This window comes from Xenorhabdus eapokensis (assembly GCF_001908105.1).
The window spans coordinates 24753-44710 of sequence record NZ_MKGQ01000025.1; the positions used below are offsets into that span (position 1 = coordinate 24753).

The 19958-nt window shown below is 41.9% G+C and carries 20 protein-coding genes and 1 pseudogene; 9 read left to right on the plus strand and 12 right to left on the minus strand.

Going from position 1 to position 19958, the window contains the following annotated elements; all coding sequences use genetic code 11:
• The first annotated feature begins 262 nt into the window (after window positions 1–262).
• The 3 genes from eco to Xedl_RS27890 all read left to right on the plus strand — a co-directional run bounded on the left by eco (window position 263) and on the right by Xedl_RS27890 (window position 1943).
• Window positions 263–739, plus strand: a complete 477-nt coding sequence (eco, locus tag Xedl_RS14735; protein ID WP_074024580.1) for a serine protease inhibitor ecotin — start codon at window positions 263–265, stop codon at window positions 737–739.
• Between the two features lie 242 nt (window positions 740–981).
• The gene (gene aqpZ, locus Xedl_RS14740) at window positions 982–1689 is read left to right on the plus strand and encodes an aquaporin Z (RefSeq protein ID WP_074024581.1); all 708 of its coding nucleotides are present in this window, start codon (window positions 982–984) and stop codon (window positions 1687–1689) included.
• A gap of 98 nt (window positions 1690–1787) precedes the next feature.
• On the plus strand, window positions 1788–1943 hold the full coding sequence (locus Xedl_RS27890) for a hypothetical protein (RefSeq protein ID WP_158024386.1): 156 nt from the start codon (window positions 1788–1790) through the stop codon (window positions 1941–1943).
• 234 nt (window positions 1944–2177) lie between these two features.
• Here the strand turns inward: Xedl_RS27890 and Xedl_RS14745 are convergent, their stop codons facing one another.
• The gene (locus tag Xedl_RS14745; protein ID WP_074024582.1) at window positions 2178–3398 is read right to left on the minus strand and encodes an MFS transporter; all 1221 of its coding nucleotides are present in this window, start codon (window positions 3396–3398) and stop codon (window positions 2178–2180) included.
• A 117-nt stretch (window positions 3399–3515) separates the two neighbouring features.
• Between Xedl_RS14745 and Xedl_RS14750 the strand changes: the two genes are divergently transcribed.
• On the plus strand, window positions 3516–4109 hold the full coding sequence (locus tag Xedl_RS14750) for a TetR/AcrR family transcriptional regulator (protein ID WP_244149727.1): 594 nt from the start codon (window positions 3516–3518) through the stop codon (window positions 4107–4109).
• Window positions 4110–4162: 53 nt separating this feature from the next.
• Here the strand turns inward: Xedl_RS14750 and Xedl_RS14755 are convergent, their stop codons facing one another.
• The gene (locus tag Xedl_RS14755) at window positions 4163–4405 is read right to left on the minus strand and encodes an ATP-dependent Clp protease proteolytic subunit (RefSeq protein WP_083600358.1); all 243 of its coding nucleotides are present in this window, start codon (window positions 4403–4405) and stop codon (window positions 4163–4165) included.
• Between the two features lie 537 nt (window positions 4406–4942).
• Here Xedl_RS14755 and pvcA point away from each other — a divergent pair.
• Genes pvcA through Xedl_RS14770 form a run of 3 tightly spaced genes read left to right on the plus strand, consistent with a single transcriptional unit; the run spans window position 4943 to window position 8050 of the window.
• A complete protein-coding gene (gene pvcA, locus Xedl_RS14760) occupies window positions 4943–5941 on the plus strand; it encodes an L-tyrosine isonitrile synthase (protein WP_074024585.1) in 999 nt (332 codons plus the stop codon).
• Between the two features lie 42 nt (window positions 5942–5983).
• Window positions 5984–6856, plus strand: coding sequence for a tyrosine isonitrile desaturase/decarboxylase (gene pvcB, locus Xedl_RS14765; protein ID WP_074024586.1), 873 nt, complete (start codon window positions 5984–5986; stop codon window positions 6854–6856).
• A 30-nt stretch (window positions 6857–6886) separates the two neighbouring features.
• On the plus strand, window positions 6887–8050 hold the full coding sequence (locus Xedl_RS14770; RefSeq protein ID WP_074024587.1) for a glycosyltransferase: 1164 nt from the start codon (window positions 6887–6889) through the stop codon (window positions 8048–8050).
• Between the two features lie 73 nt (window positions 8051–8123).
• Here Xedl_RS14770 and Xedl_RS14775 read toward each other — a convergent pair whose 3' ends face one another.
• The 6 genes from Xedl_RS14775 to prpB all read right to left on the minus strand — a co-directional run bounded on the left by Xedl_RS14775 (window position 8124) and on the right by prpB (window position 15236).
• A complete protein-coding gene (locus Xedl_RS14775; protein WP_074024588.1) occupies window positions 8124–8705 on the minus strand; it encodes a YceI family protein in 582 nt (193 codons plus the stop codon).
• 21 nt (window positions 8706–8726) lie between these two features.
• Complete coding sequence (locus tag Xedl_RS14780; protein WP_074024589.1) at window positions 8727–9281, minus strand: cytochrome b; 555 nt, start codon at window positions 9279–9281, stop codon at window positions 8727–8729.
• 465 nt (window positions 9282–9746) lie between these two features.
• Window positions 9747–11639 carry a propionate--CoA ligase gene (locus Xedl_RS14785; RefSeq protein WP_074024590.1) on the minus strand — a complete coding sequence of 631 codons (1893 nt, stop codon included), beginning with the start codon at window positions 11637–11639 and terminating at the stop codon, window positions 9747–9749.
• A 36-nt stretch (window positions 11640–11675) separates the two neighbouring features.
• The gene (locus tag Xedl_RS14790) at window positions 11676–13127 is read right to left on the minus strand and encodes a bifunctional 2-methylcitrate dehydratase/aconitate hydratase (protein ID WP_074024591.1); all 1452 of its coding nucleotides are present in this window, start codon (window positions 13125–13127) and stop codon (window positions 11676–11678) included.
• A gap of 38 nt (window positions 13128–13165) precedes the next feature.
• Window positions 13166–14338 carry a bifunctional 2-methylcitrate synthase/citrate synthase gene (gene prpC / locus Xedl_RS14795; RefSeq protein ID WP_074024592.1) on the minus strand — a complete coding sequence of 391 codons (1173 nt, stop codon included), beginning with the start codon at window positions 14336–14338 and terminating at the stop codon, window positions 13166–13168.
• Window positions 14331–15236, minus strand: a complete 906-nt coding sequence (gene prpB, locus Xedl_RS14800; RefSeq protein WP_074024593.1) for a methylisocitrate lyase — start codon at window positions 15234–15236, stop codon at window positions 14331–14333. Before prpB ends, prpC begins: the two co-directional genes overlap by 8 nt.
• A gap of 293 nt (window positions 15237–15529) precedes the next feature.
• Between prpB and prpR the strand changes: the two genes are divergently transcribed.
• A complete protein-coding gene (gene prpR, locus Xedl_RS14805; protein ID WP_074024594.1) occupies window positions 15530–17176 on the plus strand; it encodes a propionate catabolism operon regulatory protein PrpR in 1647 nt (548 codons plus the stop codon).
• A gap of 29 nt (window positions 17177–17205) precedes the next feature.
• Here prpR and Xedl_RS14810 read toward each other — a convergent pair whose 3' ends face one another.
• The 3 genes from Xedl_RS14810 to Xedl_RS14815 form a co-directional block, all read right to left on the minus strand.
• Window positions 17206–18174: a threo-3-hydroxy-L-aspartate ammonia-lyase gene (locus tag Xedl_RS14810; protein WP_074024595.1), complete on the minus strand. Its 969-nt coding sequence runs from the start codon at window positions 18172–18174 to the stop codon at window positions 17206–17208.
• A gap of 112 nt (window positions 18175–18286) precedes the next feature.
• Window positions 18287–18538 carry an SH3 domain-containing protein gene (locus tag Xedl_RS37530; RefSeq protein ID WP_339373748.1) on the minus strand — a complete coding sequence of 84 codons (252 nt, stop codon included), beginning with the start codon at window positions 18536–18538 and terminating at the stop codon, window positions 18287–18289.
• 98 nt (window positions 18539–18636) lie between these two features.
• Window positions 18637–19200 carry a TetR/AcrR family transcriptional regulator gene (locus Xedl_RS14815; RefSeq protein WP_074024596.1) on the minus strand — a complete coding sequence of 188 codons (564 nt, stop codon included), beginning with the start codon at window positions 19198–19200 and terminating at the stop codon, window positions 18637–18639.
• 96 nt (window positions 19201–19296) lie between these two features.
• Between Xedl_RS14815 and Xedl_RS14820 the strand changes: the two genes are divergently transcribed.
• Window positions 19297–19764, plus strand: coding sequence for a nuclear transport factor 2 family protein (locus tag Xedl_RS14820; protein WP_074024597.1), 468 nt, complete (start codon window positions 19297–19299; stop codon window positions 19762–19764).
• 107 nt (window positions 19765–19871) lie between these two features.
• Here Xedl_RS14820 and Xedl_RS25800 read toward each other — a convergent pair.
• Window positions 19872–19958, minus strand: a pseudogene (locus tag Xedl_RS25800) (IS5/IS1182 family transposase); the annotation flags it as partial.

Sequence of the window (19958 nt, forward strand, 5' to 3'; positions counted from 1 at the left end):
CTCCTATACGAAATTCACTACCACACTTAGTGAGTGTAGCAGGTCATTTTAATATCAGATTTGAGAAATATCACATAAAAAAGAACTGGTAGAACCTGTTCAATGGTGAGCTATTAATAAAAATTAACATTGATGATGAGTGAATAGATTTTTTCCTATCTAATGTTTTTAAGAATCAGTGCATTGCCAAAAAACATAATTTACCCCAATTTTTTTATTGTTATTATCTAGTCTCCTTTTTAATTATATTCAGAGGTGATATATGAAAAAGTATTTATTCCCTTTAGCTGCATTGATGGTATCGACTTCGGTTTTTGCGGACAAAAAACTTGAAGATATTGCGCCTTATCCTGCGCCTTCTGAGAACATGGCTCGTAGCGTGATTGAATTGCCTCAGAAAGAACATGAAAACAATTACATGGTTGAGTTGGTGGTTGGTAAGGATATGAAAGTGGATTGCAACCATCATTGGTTTGGCGGTAAGTTGGAGACTAAAACGCTGGAAGGATGGGGATATGACTATTATGTCCTCAATAATGTGACTGGTCCCGTTTCAACGAAAATGGCTTGTCCAAATCAAGAAGAAACCGTGCGTTTTGTTCAGGTTCAGTTAGGTAAAGAGGCTTTTATACGTTATAACAGTAAATTACCTATCGTAGTATATACGCCAAAATCGATGACAGTTAAATATCGTATTTGGCAAGCTTCGGATGAGGTAAATAAAGCAGTTATTAAATAAGTTATTGGTTAAATAAACCAGCAGCCTGAGTTTTATATTAAACTCAGGTTGTTTAAGGAATCATTTCTTTGTTGTTATTGTTAAGTTAATAATAAAATAATCTGTAATAAACCAGTTTATATTGGTGGATATAGCTTTTCTTTAATTTTCTGTCTATGATTCCTTGCCCATAATTAAAAATATTAACTAAACTGTTTTTGGATTCTTTTGCATTCATGCAAATATCATTGAGGAATCGTAGCATGTTTAAAAAATTATCGGCAGAGTTTTTGGGTACTTTTTGGTTGGTATTTGGTGGATGTGGTAGTGCTGTTTTAGCTGCGGCATTTCCACAGTTAGGGATTGGTTTTGTGGGGGTATCCCTGGCTTTTGGTTTAACTGTAGTAACGATGGCCTATGCGGTCGGGCATATTTCAGGAGGGCATTTTAATCCGGCAGTCACATTAGGGTTGTTCGCTGGCGGGCGTATTCCTGCTAAAGAGGTTATTCCTTATATTATTGCCCAAGTGATTGGCGGAATTGCGGCGGCAGCGGTACTTTACCTCATTGCCAGCGGTAAAAGTGGTTTTGATGCCACGGCAAGTGGTTTTGCGTCTAATGGCTATGGTGAACACTCTCCTGGTGGTTTTTCATTACGAGCTGCAATTATTATTGAATTAGTATTAACCGGATTTTTCTTGATTGTCATTCTTGGCGCAACAGATAAAAATGCACCAGCAGGTTTTGCACCATTGGCTATCGGTTTGGCATTGACACTTATTCACTTAATCAGTATTCCGGTAACCAATACATCGGTTAACCCAGCAAGAAGTACTGCGGTCGCTATTTTCCAGGGGACCTGGGCCTTGGAGCAGCTTTGGGTATTTTGGTTGATTCCGTTAATTGGTGGTGCTATCGGTGGGTTGTTATACCGGACACTCTTACAGAAAGATGATTCATCCGTTAATTAATATTTCCCTCATTTTGATAAGCCATGTTATAGCATGGCTTTTTTTACTCCTTTTTATGGTAGATTTATTCACATTTCAATCCCTTCTTAAAAGGAAAAATGATGGAGCAAAATATAACATGGGAACGAGGTGAATATTGGGTTACAACGGATAAGAGTAAAATTGATATTCATTTTGTGCATAGTGAATTAACGCAATTATTTTGGGCGCGTGGTGTTGGGTTTGATAAAGTCAAAACTGCAATAGGAAAGTAAAACATGTGATGTTGGTGACTTCTAATGCAGGCTGGTTTTATCAGAAACTGGGATTTTCACCTGTCGTAGAGCAGGATTTTGTATGGACATTAGACAAAGAGAAAATACTTAGAGTACCTCAATAAATGCTGAGAAAGCAGGCGGTTATTATTAGTATTTGGATAATTCCGCCCGCGTTGTTTATATTTACTCATTAGAAAGAAAAATAAAAATTCAAGCTGAAACTAAATATCATTATCTATTAGAAGTATTATTTTTTTTATACAAAGTACAAATATCAGGTAGTAAAGTTATTAAGCCAATGAAAGCCATAAGTCCGCCAACCCATAATGGTGCCCGCAATCCCCAGCCTAAATTAATACAAAATCCACCAAGAAAAGAGCCTATAACTACACCAAGAGTAATTACGGAGGTGTGAATCGTATTAACCAGTGGACGACCGTTAGCCGTTCGCATAACTCGAGTCACCATAGCTGGGTTCATAGTTACTCCGACCAATCCGATACCGATGAGGGATAAGGCAGAAAGTAATTTCTTATCTGCAAACAAGCCAAAGAGCAGGAGAAATAGGGTAAGAGAAATTAAGCCAATGGTTAAGGTTATGATTGTATGGCGATCCGCTAGTTTGCCGACTACGGCATTACCCACTATTGTGGCGGCACCATAGAGAATCAGTAAACTGGCGATCATGTTATCACTATAACCGGTTATCTCTTTTAAGATTGGTGTGAAATAAGTAAATGCCGCAAAAGTTGCTCCTATAATCAGCAGGCTGGTGGAAAAAACACGCCATAATTCCAGATTTTTTAGCTCTCCCAGTTCCGCACGTAAACTAATAGTAGGGATCTTTGGAATAGAGGGAAGGTAAAATATACTGATAACACTCGCTATTGTAGCTAATATACCAGTTGTCCAAAAACTTTCTCGCCAACCGACATGTGTGCCTATCAAATTAGCCATAGGTAATCCTAAAATCGTTCCTAACATAATGCCGAAAAGCACAATAGAAATTGCCCATGCTCGCTGCTGTTCCTTTACGATTTCCACACAGATAGCCAATGCAACACCAAAGAAGGCTCCCGAAACCGCACCGGTGATAATCCTTGCGATCATTAACATGGGATATGAATTTGCAAGTGCACCAATGATTTCACCGGTAATGAAAGTCACGTATAGGATAATTAGTGCCGTTTTGGGTGGTGTTTTTAATAATCCTATAGCGAGAAGTGGGCCACCAAACGCCATAGCCAGAGCATATAAGGAAACAAGATAACCAATTTGAGAAATGGATACGCCTAGATCGTAAGCCATAATTGGTATCATACCTGTAACTTGAAATTCACTAGTTACTATAGCGAAGATACCGATGGTTAGTATGTAAATGGCCAGGGGAATCGATTTATGCTTTGCCGTAGTATGGCCATGATTAGCAGTATTGGTGCTTAAGTTTTCCATAATTAGTGCCTTTTATTCACTGATTATTTTTGTAGTCATGATTACAAAATTATCTGACTTGCGAAAATAGATCAATATATTTATGTTATAGTCACTACAAAAATAACGATGGTACATATGATGGCACAACGAGGACGCCCTTTAAGCTTTGATCGTGATACTGCTCTGCAACAAGCAATGGAGTTGTTTTGGGCTAAAGGTTATGAAGGTACACAACTTGTTGATCTCACGGTTGCGATGAATATTAATCCACCGAGTTTTTATTCGGCATTTGGCAGCAAGAAAAAAGCCTTTTATGCGGCGGTTGAACTCTATATTAAAACAGTCGGGGTTAAGACTATGGACAGGCTTAATGAGGCTAGTAATGTAAGGGAAGGTGTGCGAGCAATGTTAGCATGTTCTGTCGATGTGGCGACTTCGAACCGATCCGGTGGATGTTTGCTTATTTTAGGAATAGTTAACAATTCGCAAGAAAATAAAGATGTTCATGACTATCTTAAAACTGTACGCAAAAATACACTGGCATTAATTTATAATCGAATAGAAAAGGGAGTAAAGGATGGTGAATTACCCACTGATACTAATGTTGGAAAATTGGCATCATTTTTTTTGGGGATTATGCAGGCTATTTCATTGCAGGCACGTGATGGTGTGTCAAAAGATGAGCTTATGAGTTTGATTGAGCCGGCGATGGCTGCAATATCTTCTTAAATTAATTGATGTCAAAAATATTGCAACCTGATAAAAATAAATCTATAGAGTAATTATTGCAATTCATCCCAATGATGAATGATCTGCCCAACAATACCGTAATCATGGGCTTCTTCTGGCTCCATCCAGTAATTCCGATTAGTATCTTTTGCAACCTTATCAAGGGATTGATTGGTTGCTTGACTGATCAGCCGGTTTATCCGGTTGCGAATTTTTATTATTTCTTTGGCTTCGATTTCGATATCAGAAGCGCGTCCTTGAATATCTCCTTCTTGCAAAATTATCAGTTGTGTCATGACATTTTCAGCAAGTTGCTGATTAATTTCATCGTCAATAATGACGGATCGTGATTTAATGAGTTGATTTTGAGTATATGAGATTATTATCACTTTTTTGTCGAATTTATTTGTAAATTCGCCGATACATTATTTTTCTTCTGTAATAAATAATGTTGGATGTATAAATAATATAGCTTTAAAGATAATATTTTCTAAAAACTTTGAACTTTATTTCGGTTTTGTAACACCATCAAAAAAATTGAATTATTTTTTTAAAAAAACTTAATTTCTTTGTGGGAATATAATGGCGTATATTTATGTTCATGATTTTTTTGGGTTTTGTGTTATGTATAATAAAATAAGATACAATGAAAAACTCAGTATATTTATAGTTGGGTTTGGTTGTATATTGTCACTTTCCTGCTGTAAGTTTTATTTCAATGTTTTTATATATCCAAAAGTATGTGAGTTAATGTTTTTATACTCAGCAATATCTGGAAATTGCTAATTGTATTAATTGGTTGTGATGTAAATGTAATAGATTAGGAATGAATTATGGAACGTTTTGACATAGAAGAAGTGTCTAACAAAATTCTACATGAATTATTGCAGTATCGACGTCGTTTTCCTGAGTCTGAACATACAGTTCAATATGAAGAAAAAAAGGTTTCTGAGGTTCAATTGCCACGTATTCGTGCATTTGTGGAACAGGGGAAACCTATCGAATGTATTTTACCTGCATTTCCGACAAAATCCCCCAATCCCAGGAAAGTATTGGGTAAAATACCGGATATGGCAGAAAAATTATCACTGATTTTTCTAAATTCTCTTTGCCAGCGAATTCAGCTTTATTATCCACCTGGGGCAAATATTGTTATTTGTTCTGATGGGCATGTTTTTAGTGATCTTATTCTTGTCGATGATGACACAATTACCCATTATCAATTAGAAATTGAAAAGTTGTTGCATGAACTGGGTGCGACTCATCTTTCAGTTTTTAATCTTGGTAACGTTGAATCACTCACCCAATATACCAATGATTATGATCAACTGCGGGAATTATTGGTCAGCCGTTATGCCTCTTCAATTGAGGAGATCAAGGAAGAACTCAAAAAAACCGAAGAAGGTGTTCAATTATATCGGGCGATTACTCGTTTTCTTTATGAAGATAGCTTATTGCCCGAATATACAGGTTCGAAAAATGCGTTGCAAAAAGATGCCCGCCAGCGCTCGGCTGGGGTTATCCAACGTAGTTGGGCGTGGGGTAATTTGCTGGCAGAGCAGTTCCCATTGGCGATCCGCCTTTCTATTCACCCGCAGCCCGTGGACAGTATCAAAATTGGTATTCATATGATGCCAACTAGGGATGATTGGCTGACGCCGTGGCACGGTGTGGCGGCCAACATTAACGGTCAGTTCGTATTGATGAAAAGTGATGAAGTGAAAAAAAGGAATGGAAAGCTGATCGAAATTCGGGGTGTTCCAAGCCATTACTTGATTGAAATACCATCAGAGAAAAATCCGCAAACAGAATTCCAGACGGTGACAGCATAAACAGAATAACCACGTGGTATACGTATCTTGGAGAGAAAAATCATGAATACCTATGAACTTGATTGTCATATTGAGGTGATGAAACCTTTTGGTGTATTTATTACTCCCAATTACCCTAATCAGGATATTACTACACTGCCTGTTGATGCTTTGCGTGAATTAGCTCGTACTCACCTGCTGGTTGTATTGCGAGGCTTTCAATCCGGTTTTACCGATAAAGAAAAATTAGCGGAATATTCTGGTCGTTGGGGTGAAATCATGATGTGGCCATTTGGTGCTGTATTGGATGTTATGGAGCACCCAGAACCGTCTGATCATGTTATGGACAGTGGTCATTTGCCGTTGCATTGGGATGGAATGTATAGAGAAACCATCCCTGAATTTCAGCTATTTCACTGTGTTTCTGCCCCTGAAGCGGCTCAAGGGGGGCGCACTACGTTTGTCAACACGGAACAATTAATTATCGATGCCAGTGATGAAGAGCGTAATACATGGAAAAATACCACCATTACCTACCGAACAAGCCGAGTGACACATTATGGCGGGGAAGTGACTTCACCATTGGTTTGTTCTCACCCAGACGGCAAAAAATGGGTGATGCGTTACAACGAACCGATGGGAAAAGAAGATGTGAAATATGCTGATCATCACGCTTTGAAGATAGAAGGTATGTCGCAGGAAGAGCAACAAGTTCTTGAGGAAACACTGTATAACCGATTGTATGATCCGCGTTATTTCTACGCTCATCAATGGCAGTCTGGTGATATTGCGATTTGCGATAATTTCACTCTATTACATGGCCGTGAAGCTTTTATTTCCCGTTCTCCTCGCCATATTCAACGGGTGCATATCCACGGCGTGCCTGTGTGTAACAATCACAGTTTCCGTACTATTTCTGTTTCCAGTGCCGATTGAGTAGAAGTTGCCTTGAAGGAGGCTTGATTAATGTCTCGTATTGTTTTGGCGGCTGTTGCAACTCCTGTCCATGTTTTTCCCATGTTCACTATTGCGGAACATTTAATAGGGCAGGGACATGATGTCACAATATTTAGTGGTTCTTTGTTTCAACAGCAAGCGGAAACATTGGGGGCTAATTTTGTTCCCTTTGATAAGCAAGTGGATATTGATTATCGCTGTCTGGAAAAATATTTTCCTGAACGGGCAGAACTTCCGCCGGGGAATGCCCAGATGGCACTGCCGTTATTGCAGAAACCGGCTGAAAAACGTATCCCTGTCATTGCTATTGGTGTTACTCCACTGGCGTGGTCAACAAAGGATGCCATATTCTGGGGGGCTAGAATTCCACCTGAATTATTGCCTGCTGATTTAACCCGTGATCAATTGATAGATAAGGAAACGCACCAGTTAATTGAACAGGTTAGGGAAGCATTCAATCGGTCGCTTGCTGCCGTGGGTTATCCCCCACTGACAGGGGATCACAATGATGTTTTGATGAGTCGGGTTGATCGTTTCTTGCAACTGGCAACTCAATCATTTGAATTTATTCGTGATGATTTACCTGAGACGGTGGATTTTATCGGCTCGCTGCCGGTAAAAGTTGAAGATGATAAAGCACAAATCAGTTGGCCAGATGAAAGCCTGCCGTTGATCCTGGTGACTCAGGGAACACTGGCAAATATTGATTTTAACCAATTGATATTACCCACATTGCGGGGGCTGGCAACTTTGCCGGTTCGGGTATTGGCAATTACAGGCGGTCGTTCTATCAATATCCTGGGTGAAGATCTTCCAGAGAATGCCAGGGTAGTAGAGTATCTTAATTTTGAAGACTGGCTGCCCAGAGCATCAATTTTTATTACCAATGGCGGTTACGGCTCTCTGAATTCAGCGATTCGTCACGGTGTACCTTTGGTGGTCGCGGGAACAGGTGATGGTAAATTGGAAGCTGTCGCCCGCGTTATCTGGTCACGTTGTGGTATCAGCTTGCATACTGATACACCAAATGAGCAGCAACTATATCAGGCAGTGACAAGGATATTATCTTCCCCGATATGGCGTCAGCAGTCACAGATCATTAAGGCAGATTATGATGCCCATAATGCTTTGGCATCAATAACGCGCCACATTAATGAATTAATTACTCAATAGATACAAATCTGTTTAAAACAGATAAGGCCATAAAATGGAACGCGGTACGTTTTTTTACCGCGTTCTTTTATGATTAGGCTTTTTCCCGCACGCCTTCAACGGAAATGATAAGTTCGACTTCCTGAGATTTTGGCCCTAGATCTTCTTTGATATTAAAGTCTTTTAATTTGAGTTTACCTGTAGCTTCGAAACCAGCACGGTATCCACCCCACGGGTCGTTTCCTGCATTGATTAATTTTGCATCCAGTGTGACAGGCTTGGTCACACCATTTAATGTGAGATCTCCGGTAATAACGTAATGTTCACCTTCTTTCTTAACATTCGTTGATGTGAATTTAGCTTCAGGATATTTATTACTGTTCAAAAAGTTAGCACCACGTAAATGCTTATCTCGTTCGGCATGTTTGGTATCTACACTATCGGTTTTGATGACTACACTCACTTTATCGTTTGCTGGATTTTGCGGGTCAAAAGTAAAATTACCATCGAAATCCCTAAAACCACCATAAAGCCAGCTAAATCCCAAATGCTGAATACGAAATTCAATGAAGGCGTGTTGGCCTATTTTATCGAATTTATAATCAGCGGCGAGTGCGCTTCCTGTACTTATAAGCCATCCCCCTACGGTCAGGGCTATTAGCGTCTTTTTCAGCATAATAATTCTCCAAAGGTCATTTTAATCTGGTTTGTAACCAAGCATTCTTTTTAGGGTGGTATCACGATCAATAAAGTGGTGTTTCAGTGCAGCAAGCCCATGTAATAGGGAGAGCAAAACAACAGTCCAGGCAAGATAAAGATGAATAACGCCCGCCGTATCAGCCTGTATGCCCTGACCTGTTAAAATTGCAGGGATTTCAAACCAGCCAAAAATGCTGATAGGTTGCCCATCGGCTGTGGAAATGAGATATCCACTAAATAGAATACCAAATAAGGCGATATAGAGAGTGAATTGCATCAGTTGTGAACTGATGTGTATAAAAAGGCTGTAGCTTGCCAAGGGTTTTGGTGGTGGTGAAATAAATCGCCATATTACCCGAATAACCATGACAATAAATAGTAAACTACCTATACTTTTATGCAATTCAGGGGCACGATGATACCAATTATCATAATAACTTAATGTGACCATCCATAATCCCAGTGCAAACATTCCATAAACTGCAAGTGCTGCTAGCCAATGAATTAAAATAGAAATATGACCAAAGCTGGTGGAAGTGTTTTTGAGTGGCATATTATATCCCTATTTTTAATATAAAGATGTTTTTACAATATAGGCGAGAGTTTTTAAAGTGCATAGTGAATTAATTTCTTTATTTTGTGTGTTATTTTGTTTTTTTATGGGGTGTTATGCTAATGATATGGTGATTTATAATGGATGGCCATAATTCCCATAAGGGTAAATGATTTAAATAAATTAGCTGATTTACTATTCTGATTTAATAATTAATAGATCTATCATAGTCGTTAACCTTTTGTTCATTCATGTTAGCCGTTGTCTAATCAAATTTAACGACCATTGCATTTTAAAAATCAACAAACAAAAACGCTAATCTATTTATTTGGATAAAAAAAAGCTCCGTGTAGGAACGGAGCGAGAATGGGTAAAAGTAGCTGAGAAAAATGTAGTACAGGAATATCATAACTCTGCGACATTAAATACGGATTAAACAAAGAAGAGATGAGTATATGATTTTGCTTAATGGGAAATTGCATCTCGAATCGCTTCCAATGAAGCAGGGTTTTCAATCAGGGCAATATCGCCTGGCTCACGTCCTTCACAAATGGCTTGCATAGTACGGCGCAACATTTTCCCTGAGCGGGTTTTCGGTAATTGCGTCACAAAATAGACACGTGCCGGACGTCCAACGCTGCCGATTTTCTTATCGACCAATTCCATCAATGCCTTTTCCAGTGTGGCAAAATGGTCAGCACTCTGAATTTCTCGTCCTTCTTTGAGGACAGCAAAAGCTACTGCGGCTTGCCCTTTGACTTCATCTTTGATACCAATGACGGCCACTTCGGCAACATCTGCGTGGCTGGCGATGCACTCTTCAATCTCCCGCGTTCCTAAACGGTGGCCGGAAACATTAATCACATCATCCGAACGTCCCAGAATAAAATAATAACCATCGCTGTCACGTATTCCCCAGTCAAATGTCGAATAGACTTGCTGGTCAAAGTGACGCCAGTAAGTATTAATGAAACGGTGATCGTCACCATAGATAGTCTGGATACACCCTGGAGGCAAAGGGCCTTTGATGACCAACATGCCCTTTTCATTATCACCACATTCCTGGCCGGTCAGCTCGTTGAGCAGTTTGACGTTAAAGCCATACATGGGAAAGCCTGTGCTACCAAAACGGCTTGGCCTGTCATCCAGACTACGTGCAATTGCCATAATGGGCCAGCCGGTTTCAGTTTGCCAGTAATTATCAATGACCGGCACATGAATGGCTTCGGCAACCCAACGGGCTGTATGCTCATCAAGGGGTTCTCCCGCTAAATAGAGTGTTTCAAGCGATGAGATATCATATTTGGCGATACAATCCGTAGGATATTTTTTCAAGACGCGGATTGCCGTAGGGGCAGAAAACATTCTGGTGACACGGTATTTTTCGACAATTTGCCACCAAATGCCAGCGTCTGGGCGTATCGGGAGACCTTCATACATGATCGTTGCCATGCCGGCGATCAAGGGCGCATAGACAATATAAGAGTGTCCGACAACCCAGCCAATATCCGATGTACAGAAAAAAACGCCACCGGCCTTACCACCAAAAATAACGTCCATTGATGTCGCCAGCGCCACGGCATAACCGCCGACATCACGTTGAACCCCTTTCGGGGTTCCGGTTGTGCCTGATGTATAGAGCACACAAGAAGTTTCATTGGATTCGAGCCATGTGACAGGAACTTCTGCATCAAGATGCTTCTGCCGTAATGTAGCAAAATCGACGTCCCTGCCATTTACCCAATTAATATCGGACAGCCCGCGATCGACCATTAAAACATGGCGTGGCTTGTGTTTGGCTAACCCAATCGCTTCATCAAGCAGTGGCTTATAGGGGATGATTTTTCCCCCACGCGAACCCGCATCCGCTGAGACGACTAAAACCGGTTCAGCGTTATCCAGTCGGGTAGCGAGGCTGTGGGAAGCAAAACCCCCAAATACGACGGAATGGATGGCGCCAATACGGGCGCAGGCCAGTAAAATAAACAGGGCTTCGGCCACCATTGGCATATAAATAACAACCCGATCGCCTTTTTTTACGCCGAGCGACAACATGATAGCGGCGGCTCGATTCACTTCCCGATGTAGTGCTTTATAGGTGAAAACTCGCTCGCTATTGGTTTTAGTTTCCGTTGAAATGGCAATCAGTGCCTTGGCATCGGGTTGGCTTTCCAGCCAGCGGTCTAGTGCGTTGTAGCAGAGATTGGTTTTTCCCCCACAGAACCAACGGGTAAAAGGCGGATTGCGATGATCTAAGATCTGTTCAAAAGGCTGTTGCCAGTGAATGCGTTTGGCCTGTTTTGCCCAGAAAGTATCGGGATCATCAATTGAATGCTGATAGAAATTTTGGAATGACATAATCTCTCCTACATTCATCTCTCAAGGGTATACAAATTATATAACATATAAATCGAGGTATTCGTTTACGGGGATGTCTCTTAATGACATCAGGTCAAGGGATATTGCTAAAATTTTTTGTTGTTGCTCTTGCGGGAAGCGACGCGCCAGATTGATTTTGAATTTATCCTCTAATAGCGGAATGCCATCTTTACGGCGACGGGTGTGTCCAATCGGGAATTCGATTTTAACTTCGTCCAATTGAGTGCCATCGGTGAATGTCAAAGTCAGCGCATTGGCGATGGCGCGTTTTTCGGGGTCATGATAGTCACGGGTGAAATCGGGATCTTCGACGCAAACTACCTTTTCCCGCAAGGCGTCAATGCGTGGATCGGCAGCGATATCATCTTCATAATCCGCAGCCGTCAGACGACCAAAAATCAGTGGAATGGCAACCATATATTGGATGCAGTGATCCCTGTCTGCGGGATTATTCAATGGTCCCTGTTTATCAATGATTCTGATACAGGCTTCGTGGGTACGGATAGTGATTTGGGCAATATCTTCAATACGCTTGCCGTGCTCTTTTAATTGCTGGTGCAAGATCATTGCCGCTTCTACGGCCGTTTGTGAATGGAATTCTGCTGGAAAAGAGATTTTGAACAGCACATTTTCCATGACATAAGAACCATAAGGGCGCTGGAATTTGAAGGGCTGACCATTGAACAGGACGTCGTAAAATCCCCAGGTTTTGGCAGTCAATACGGAGGGATAGCCCATTTCGCCTGTCTGGGCTATCAGAGCCAGACGTACAGCACGGGAAGTTGCATCTCCCGCAGCCCAGGATTTGCGAGAGCCGGTATTGGGGGCATGGCGATAAGTTCTCAAGGATTGTCCGTCAACCCAAGCCAATGAAACCGCACTTAATATCTCTTCACGTTTCAGCCCTAACAGTTGGGCAACAACCGCTGTAGAAGCCACTTTGACTAAAACGACGTGATCCAAACCAACTTTATTGAACGCATTTTCCAATGCCAGACAGCCCTGAATTTCATGTGCCTTAATCATTGCTGTCAGAACATCCCACATGAGAAGGGGTTTTTCTCCGCGGGCAATCGCATTTCTTGACAACCAGTCGGCGGTGGCAAGTATTCCGCCAAGATTATCAGAAGGATGTCCCCATTCAGCTGCTAGCCAGGTGTCATTGAAATCAAGCCAGCGAATCATGGCACCAATGTTGAATGCAGCCTGAACAGGATCGAGTTGGAATTGGGTTCCTGGTACGCGCGCGCCATTAAGCACTGTTGTGCCCGACACAATTGGCCCTAACAGTTTTGTGCAGGCTGGGTATTCGAGTGCCTCTAATCCACAACCCAAGGTATCTATCAGGCAGTGGTGGGCGGTGGCGTAGGCAATGGGGGATGTTATGGTGTAGTCCATGACATAATCCACAATATCTACAATCACCTGATCGTAATCAGGGCGTTTGTTAACAGCAGAGGTAGACATAATCAATCCTTAAATCGTGTTATTTGTAAATCGGACTATTAACGTTGTTCAATCGGTATAAATGCCAAATTTTCAGGGCCAATATAGTTAGCTGATGGACGGATAATTTTATTATCAACGCGTTGTTCAATAATGTGGGCTGCCCAACCAGAAGTACGGGCAATCACAAACAGTGGGGTAAACATGGCAGTAGGTACTCCCATCATGTGATAGGAAACCGCAGAGAACCAATCGAGATTCGGGAACATTTTCTTGTTATCCCACATTACGGATTCAATTCGATCGGCAATGTCATACATTTGGGTTGTACCTGCTTCTTGGGAAAGTTGCAGGGCAATTTCTTTAATGACTTTATGGCGGGGATCGGAGACGGTATAAACCGGATGACCAAAACCAATGATGACTTCTTTTCTTTCCAAACGGGTCAGAATATCGGCCTCAGCTTGCGCAGGGGTGTCATAGCGTTGCTGGATTTCGAATGAAACTTCATTGGCACCACCATGCTTCGGTCCACGCAAGGCACCAATCCCTCCGATAATGGCGGAGTAAATATCCGATCCCGTACCTGAGATTACTCGGCTGGTAAAGGTAGAAGCATTAAATTCATGCTCGGCATACAGGATCAGGGAAGTTTGCATGGCTTTTTCCCATGATCCCCGTGGCTTTTGACCATGCAAGAGATGGAGAAAGTGCCCGCCAATGGAATCATCATCAGTTTCAACTTCAATGCGGCGGCCATTATGGCTGTAGTGATACCAATAAAGCAGTATTGAACCGAGAGAAGCGAGTAAGCGATCAGCAATATCGCGGGCACCGGCCAGGTTATGATCTTCTTTTTCTGGCAACGTACAACCCAGTACAGAAACGCCAGTACGCATGACATCCATAGGATGCGCTATCGCAGGCAGTGATTCCAACGCGGCTTTGACACTGCTGGGCAGGCCACGTAAGGATTTCAATTTGTTTTTGTAGGAGGCTAGTTCTGCGTGGGAAGGGAGCTTGCCATAGATGAGAAGATAAGCTACCTCTTCAAACTCGCAATGGGCAGCCAAATCGAGAATATCATAGCCACGGTAATGTAAATCATTGCCATTTTTGCCAACGGTACAGAGCGCTGTATTGCCTGCTGTAACACCGGACAGGGCAACTGATTTTTTGGGTTTAAATGGTGTAGGTTCAGAGACTCTCGTTGCCGTATTCTGCTTACTCATGAGTATCACCTCTGCTAGTTTTCTGGGAAAACAGGGCATCCAGTTTTCGTTCAAAATCGTAGTAGTTGATGCTTTCATAAAGTTCATTACGGGTTTGCATCGTATTGATGACATTTTTCTGTGTGCCATCTCGGCGCAAAGCGGTATAGACCTGTTCGGCAGCTTTATTCATAGCCCGAAATGCCGATAGAGGGTAAAGGGCAATGGCGACGTTTACGCTCCTTAATTCTTCGGTTGTAAACAGCGGTGTCGCACCGAACTCGGTAATATTCGCTAAAACAGGAACTTGCGTTTTGGCGGCGAATGCCTGATACATAGGCAGCTCTGTGATCGCTTCAGGGAACAGCATATCGGCGCCGGCTTCGATGTAAGCTGCGGCTCTGTCTAGTGCAGCATTTAATCCTTCTACCGCCAGTGCGTCCGTGCGAGCCATAATGACAAAATTCTCATCGGTACGGGCGTCAACAGCAGCCTTGATGCGGTCTGCCATTTCCTGTTTGGAAACAATTTCTTTATTTGGACGATGACCACAACGTTTGGCACCGACTTGATCTTCAATATGAACACCTGCGGCTCCTGCTTTAATCATAGAACGAATTGTGCGAGCGACATTAAACGCTGAGGAACCGAATCCAATATCGGCATCGACAAGCAGCGGTAAATCACAGACGTCAGTAATGCGGCGGACATCAATCAACACATCATCCAGCGTAGAGATCCCCAAATCGGGTAACCCCAGCGAACCCGCAGCAACCCCCCCGCCTGAAAGGTAAATGGCCTTGTAGCCTGCCCGTTTTGCCAGCAATGCATGGTTTGCATTGATGGTTCCGACAACTTGTAACGGAAATTCAGTCTTTATTGCCTGACGGAAAGCCAAACCAGCGGAAGAAAATGCCATACATAACCTCGTTGTTACTAAAATGAAATCGATTTGTGTTTTATTGTTACTATGGAAAGGTTTATAGCAAGGTCTATGCCAATACTTAAAAAGTGGCAAGGTGAGCCTGTGGGGATATAACAAGTGTATTGTTTTTATTATCTAAATTAATTTGGTAGATAGGTTTTGGTTGATGAGTGGTTACTGTTTAGCTATTGGCTATAATGTATATTTGTTTCATTTTGAATCAACTGTGTTTCATTTTTGTTTCATTTTTTAGTGATGAAACAACCTACAAGAAATAGGGAGGAGATATGGCATCAGCACTCGCAGGGGAACGTGCTAACAATAACCCCGTCATTTGGACAGTCTCTGTGTCCCGGCTTTTTGATCTTTTTCGTGATATTACGCCGGAATTTGATCACCAAGCTAATATCACACCGATTCAGTTGGGTTTTGAGCGTGCGGTTCAACATATTCGCAAGCGGCTAGAAACCGAACATTGTGATGCTGTGATTTGTGCGGGGTCTAATGGAGCTTATTTAAAAAGCCGTTTATCGGTGCCGGTGATTATTGCTAAAGCCAGTGGATTTGATTTTATGCAGGCACTGGCTCGTGCCCGCCAAATCAGTTCCCGAATTGGTGTCATCACCTATCAGAATACTCTGCCTGTATTAGAAGAATTTCAGCAGCGTTTCAATTTGCGCATTGAACAACGCAGTTATGTCACAGAGGAAGACGCCAGGACGCAGGTCAATGCCTTGAAGGCAATGGGTATCAAAGTGATTGTAGGGGCAGGATTGATTACCGATCTTACTTATGAATCTGAGTTAGTTGGGGTTTTTGTCTATTCAGCGGATTCGATTCGACAGGCATTTCAAGATGCTTTGGAGATGGCTCGAATGAGCAAACTTAATCAGGCTGTGATTTCTCCTTATCCTACAGAAGACAAATTACGCACACGGCATACCATCAACGATATTAGAGGCAATTCTGCTGCGGTAGAACATGTGCGCAATACCATTATGCTGTACTCCCGCTCGACGGCTACGGTTTTAATTCAGGGAGAAAGTGGTACAGGAAAGGAGCTGGTGGCGCAGGCTATTCATCATGAATATACCTTGCGATATGGGCCGTTAGCGGGTAAACATCCACGGCCGTTTGTGGCGGTTAACTGTGGCGCGATTACCGAGTCTTTGCTGGAGGCCGAACTATTTGGTTATGAGGAAGGTGCCTTCACAGGTTCACGGCGTGGTGGGCGTGCGGGGTTATTTGAAATTGCACACAGGGGAACGTTATTTCTGGACGAAATCGGTGAAATGCCGTTACCTTTGCAAACGCGGTTATTAAGGGTATTGGAAGAAAAATCTGTTGTCAGGGTTGGTGGATATCGTCCAATTGCCGTCGATGTGCGGATCATCTGTGCTACACATTGTGATTTGGATACCTGGGTCAGGGAAGGGCGTTTTCGGGCAGATTTGTTCTACCGTTTAAGTGTATTGCGGATCAACATACCCGCATTAAGGGAGAGGGGAAATGATATTGGTTTGTTGGCGATAGAGTACTTACAACGGGCTTTTGCGGTACTTAACTTACCCGTTTCTGCATTAAGGATACAGGAACTGGCTGGGTGTCATGATGTGTTGCACACCTATCATTGGCCAGGAAATGTGCGTGAACTACGTAACTTAATGGAACGGGTAGCACTTTATTTGAGTGCACATCCAGAACAGGCGTTAACCTCTGCATTGATATTGTCACTTTCGCCTGAACGCCAGACTGAGACAGTTTCTTTTATCGAAAACACATTTCCAGCGCATGATATTTCAGTACACGATATTTCAGTACACGATATTGTGGCGCGGTTTTCTGGTAATCGCCGTGCGGCAGCAGAATATCTGGGAATTAGCCGCACGACGTTATGGCGGAGGTTAAAGCAGGAGCAGAAAAAAGTTAAGTAGAAACATTTTTCACGTTTTTATCATGCTAATTAGATCTTGTTTGCTAACAAATGTGCATATCGTTTTATATCGATATTTCCGCCACTCAAGATAATTCCGATACGTTGCCCTTTCAATTGTTCCCGCATGGCTTTTGCCGCAGCAAATCCCAAACAACCGGTAGGTTCGACAATGGTTTTCATTCGCTCTGCCAAAAAGTACATAGCATCAATTAATTGGTCTTCTGACGCAATAAGAATGTCTTTGACAAGGTGACGAATGATAGCAAAAGTAAGTTGCCCCAAGTGCTGTGTTTGAGCACCATCGGCAATTGTTTTTGGGGTATCTATATGGACTATTACACCTTTTTTAAACGATTGCTGACCATCATTACCGGCTGCTGGCTCGACACCAAAAACCTGACATTTAGGAGCTAAATGAGCAGCGGCCAGTGCAGAGCCAGATAATAAACCACCACCACCAAGGGGTACAAATAGCGCATCCAACTCGCCGATTTCTTCCAGCAACTCCTTAGCAGCAGTGCCTTGACCAGCAATGATATGTGGATGATCAAAAGGTGGGATGAGTGTCATGCCGTGTTTTTCTGCTAATTGCCGCCCGATTTCTTCGCGATCTTCAGTATATCTATCATAAAAAATGACTTTACCACCATAGCCTTTGGTTGCTGTTATCTTCGCCTGGGGAGCATCGTGTGGCATGATAATGGTGGCAGAAATATTCAGCAACTTAGCTGCCAGTGCAATTGCTTGTGCATGATTGCCTGATGAAAAAGCAATAACCCCTGCTTTTTTCTGCGCATCACTAAACTGACATAGGGCATTCATGGCTCCACGGAATTTGAATGCACCCATTTTTTGATAATTTTCACACTTGAAATAGACTTGAGCATCAAAGAGTTCATTGACCGTTGTTGATGTGAATATAGGCGTTTTATTGATATAGGGCTTAATACGAGAATGGGCTTCATGGATATGATTATAATTGGGAATAAACTTCATTACTTTGGCCTCCTTCGTGCAGTAACATATCTCATCAAACTTATTGAATACCTTGATAATAAGGAGGCAGTATAATCACAATATTGTGGCTAATACTGGGATGACTGTATCATTATGGTATATTAGAATTTATATATTCCAGAGGTATCCAGCCTGCATCCCCTGATTCTTTATATGCCCAATACCAACCATTTAATACTCGATCCAGAGACAGAGATTCTCCCGCTTTTACTGTTAACTCGTGAGCCGTGTAGTTTTCCTTACAGATTGCTTTATCAGGATAAATGAGATCCAGAATTTGTTGAGGAACCCAGCCACTGATATTTAAAGAGTTTGTCGTCCAAATCCAGTAAGGATACTCAATCTGATTTCTTTATTGGTAGTGAATTTTTCTAATAAAATAATGTAGACATCCTTCGATGATTACACTACCAATATTGTTGTTGTAATACTGATTTGTAGTCATTCAGACATAGCAATATCTGACAGGCATTCCCGCAACAGTAACAAAACTTCATCACTATGCTCAGTGCGTTGCATCATAATGATGGCACCTTCGATAAGTAAGGCAAATTTCTGCGCCAGACGTTTTCCGTTAAGTTCTGAGGGTAGAGAAGATGCAATGACCTGTTCCATTTGCTTTTTATGCTCCTGAATCAAGGGGATAATCTGTGGTTGCTCTTTTCCTATTTCGATGACTGTATTGATGAATGCACAACCTCTGAATTCATTAGAGTTAAACCACTCAGCTAACGTATCTGTCAGAGCTTCAATTGGTGAGTTATAACGGTTTATGTTGGCTTGGAGGGATTCTTTAAACCACCGAATCCACAGTTCATGGCGATAATCAAGAAAGGCCAATATCAGGTCATTTTTGGATGGAAAGTGACGGTAGAACGTTACTTTCGCTACCTCAGATTCCTTAATGATGCGGTCAATACCCGTAGCTCGTATACCATCACGATAAAACAACATATGGGATGTTTTTAGTATGCGCTCGCGAGCCTCGGATGCTTTTTTACTCATAATCTCTTTCTATGTAATGATTATTTTTGTAGACAGATAAGTCTACTTAATTTACCTTGTGTAGACAAATCTGTCTACATAAAATAGGGAGACATTATGGAAATCAGACAACCTGTACCTCCATTTACATTTGAAACTGCTGAATTGAAAGTCCGTCTGGCAGAAGACGCTTGGAACACTCGGAACCCAGAAAAGGTTTCGCTAGTGTATACAAAAGATACATTGTGGCGTAACCGAACTGAATTTGTGGCAGGGCGTGAAGCAGTTGTCGACTTTTTGACGCGCAAATGGGATAGGGAGATTGATTATCGTCTTATCAAAGAGTTATGGGCATTTGATACAAATCGTATTGCTGTACGTTTTGCCTATGAATGGCATGATGACTCAGATAATTGGTTCCGTAGTTTCGGCAATGAAAACTGGGTGTTTAATGGACAGGGTTTAATGACACACCGTTTCGCATGTATCAATGATATGCTAATCAAAGAAACGGAAAGGTTTTTTTACTGGCCATTGGGGCGTCGCCCTGATGAACATAAGGGGCTAAGTGAATATGGTTTGTGAACTTTTGAGGGTGTCAACAGAGGGAAAAGGGTAATACTGTTTTTGGAAACTTCAATTTTGATATTCCGTTCTGTAGTAAACATTTTCATTATCCTTAGATGCTGTCGTCATGAAATTTTCAGCCAAAGAACAAAGCAACGGATTTGCACAGCGGCAAGAAAAGACGCACTATTTTTTGCATAGCGAGTGGCTAT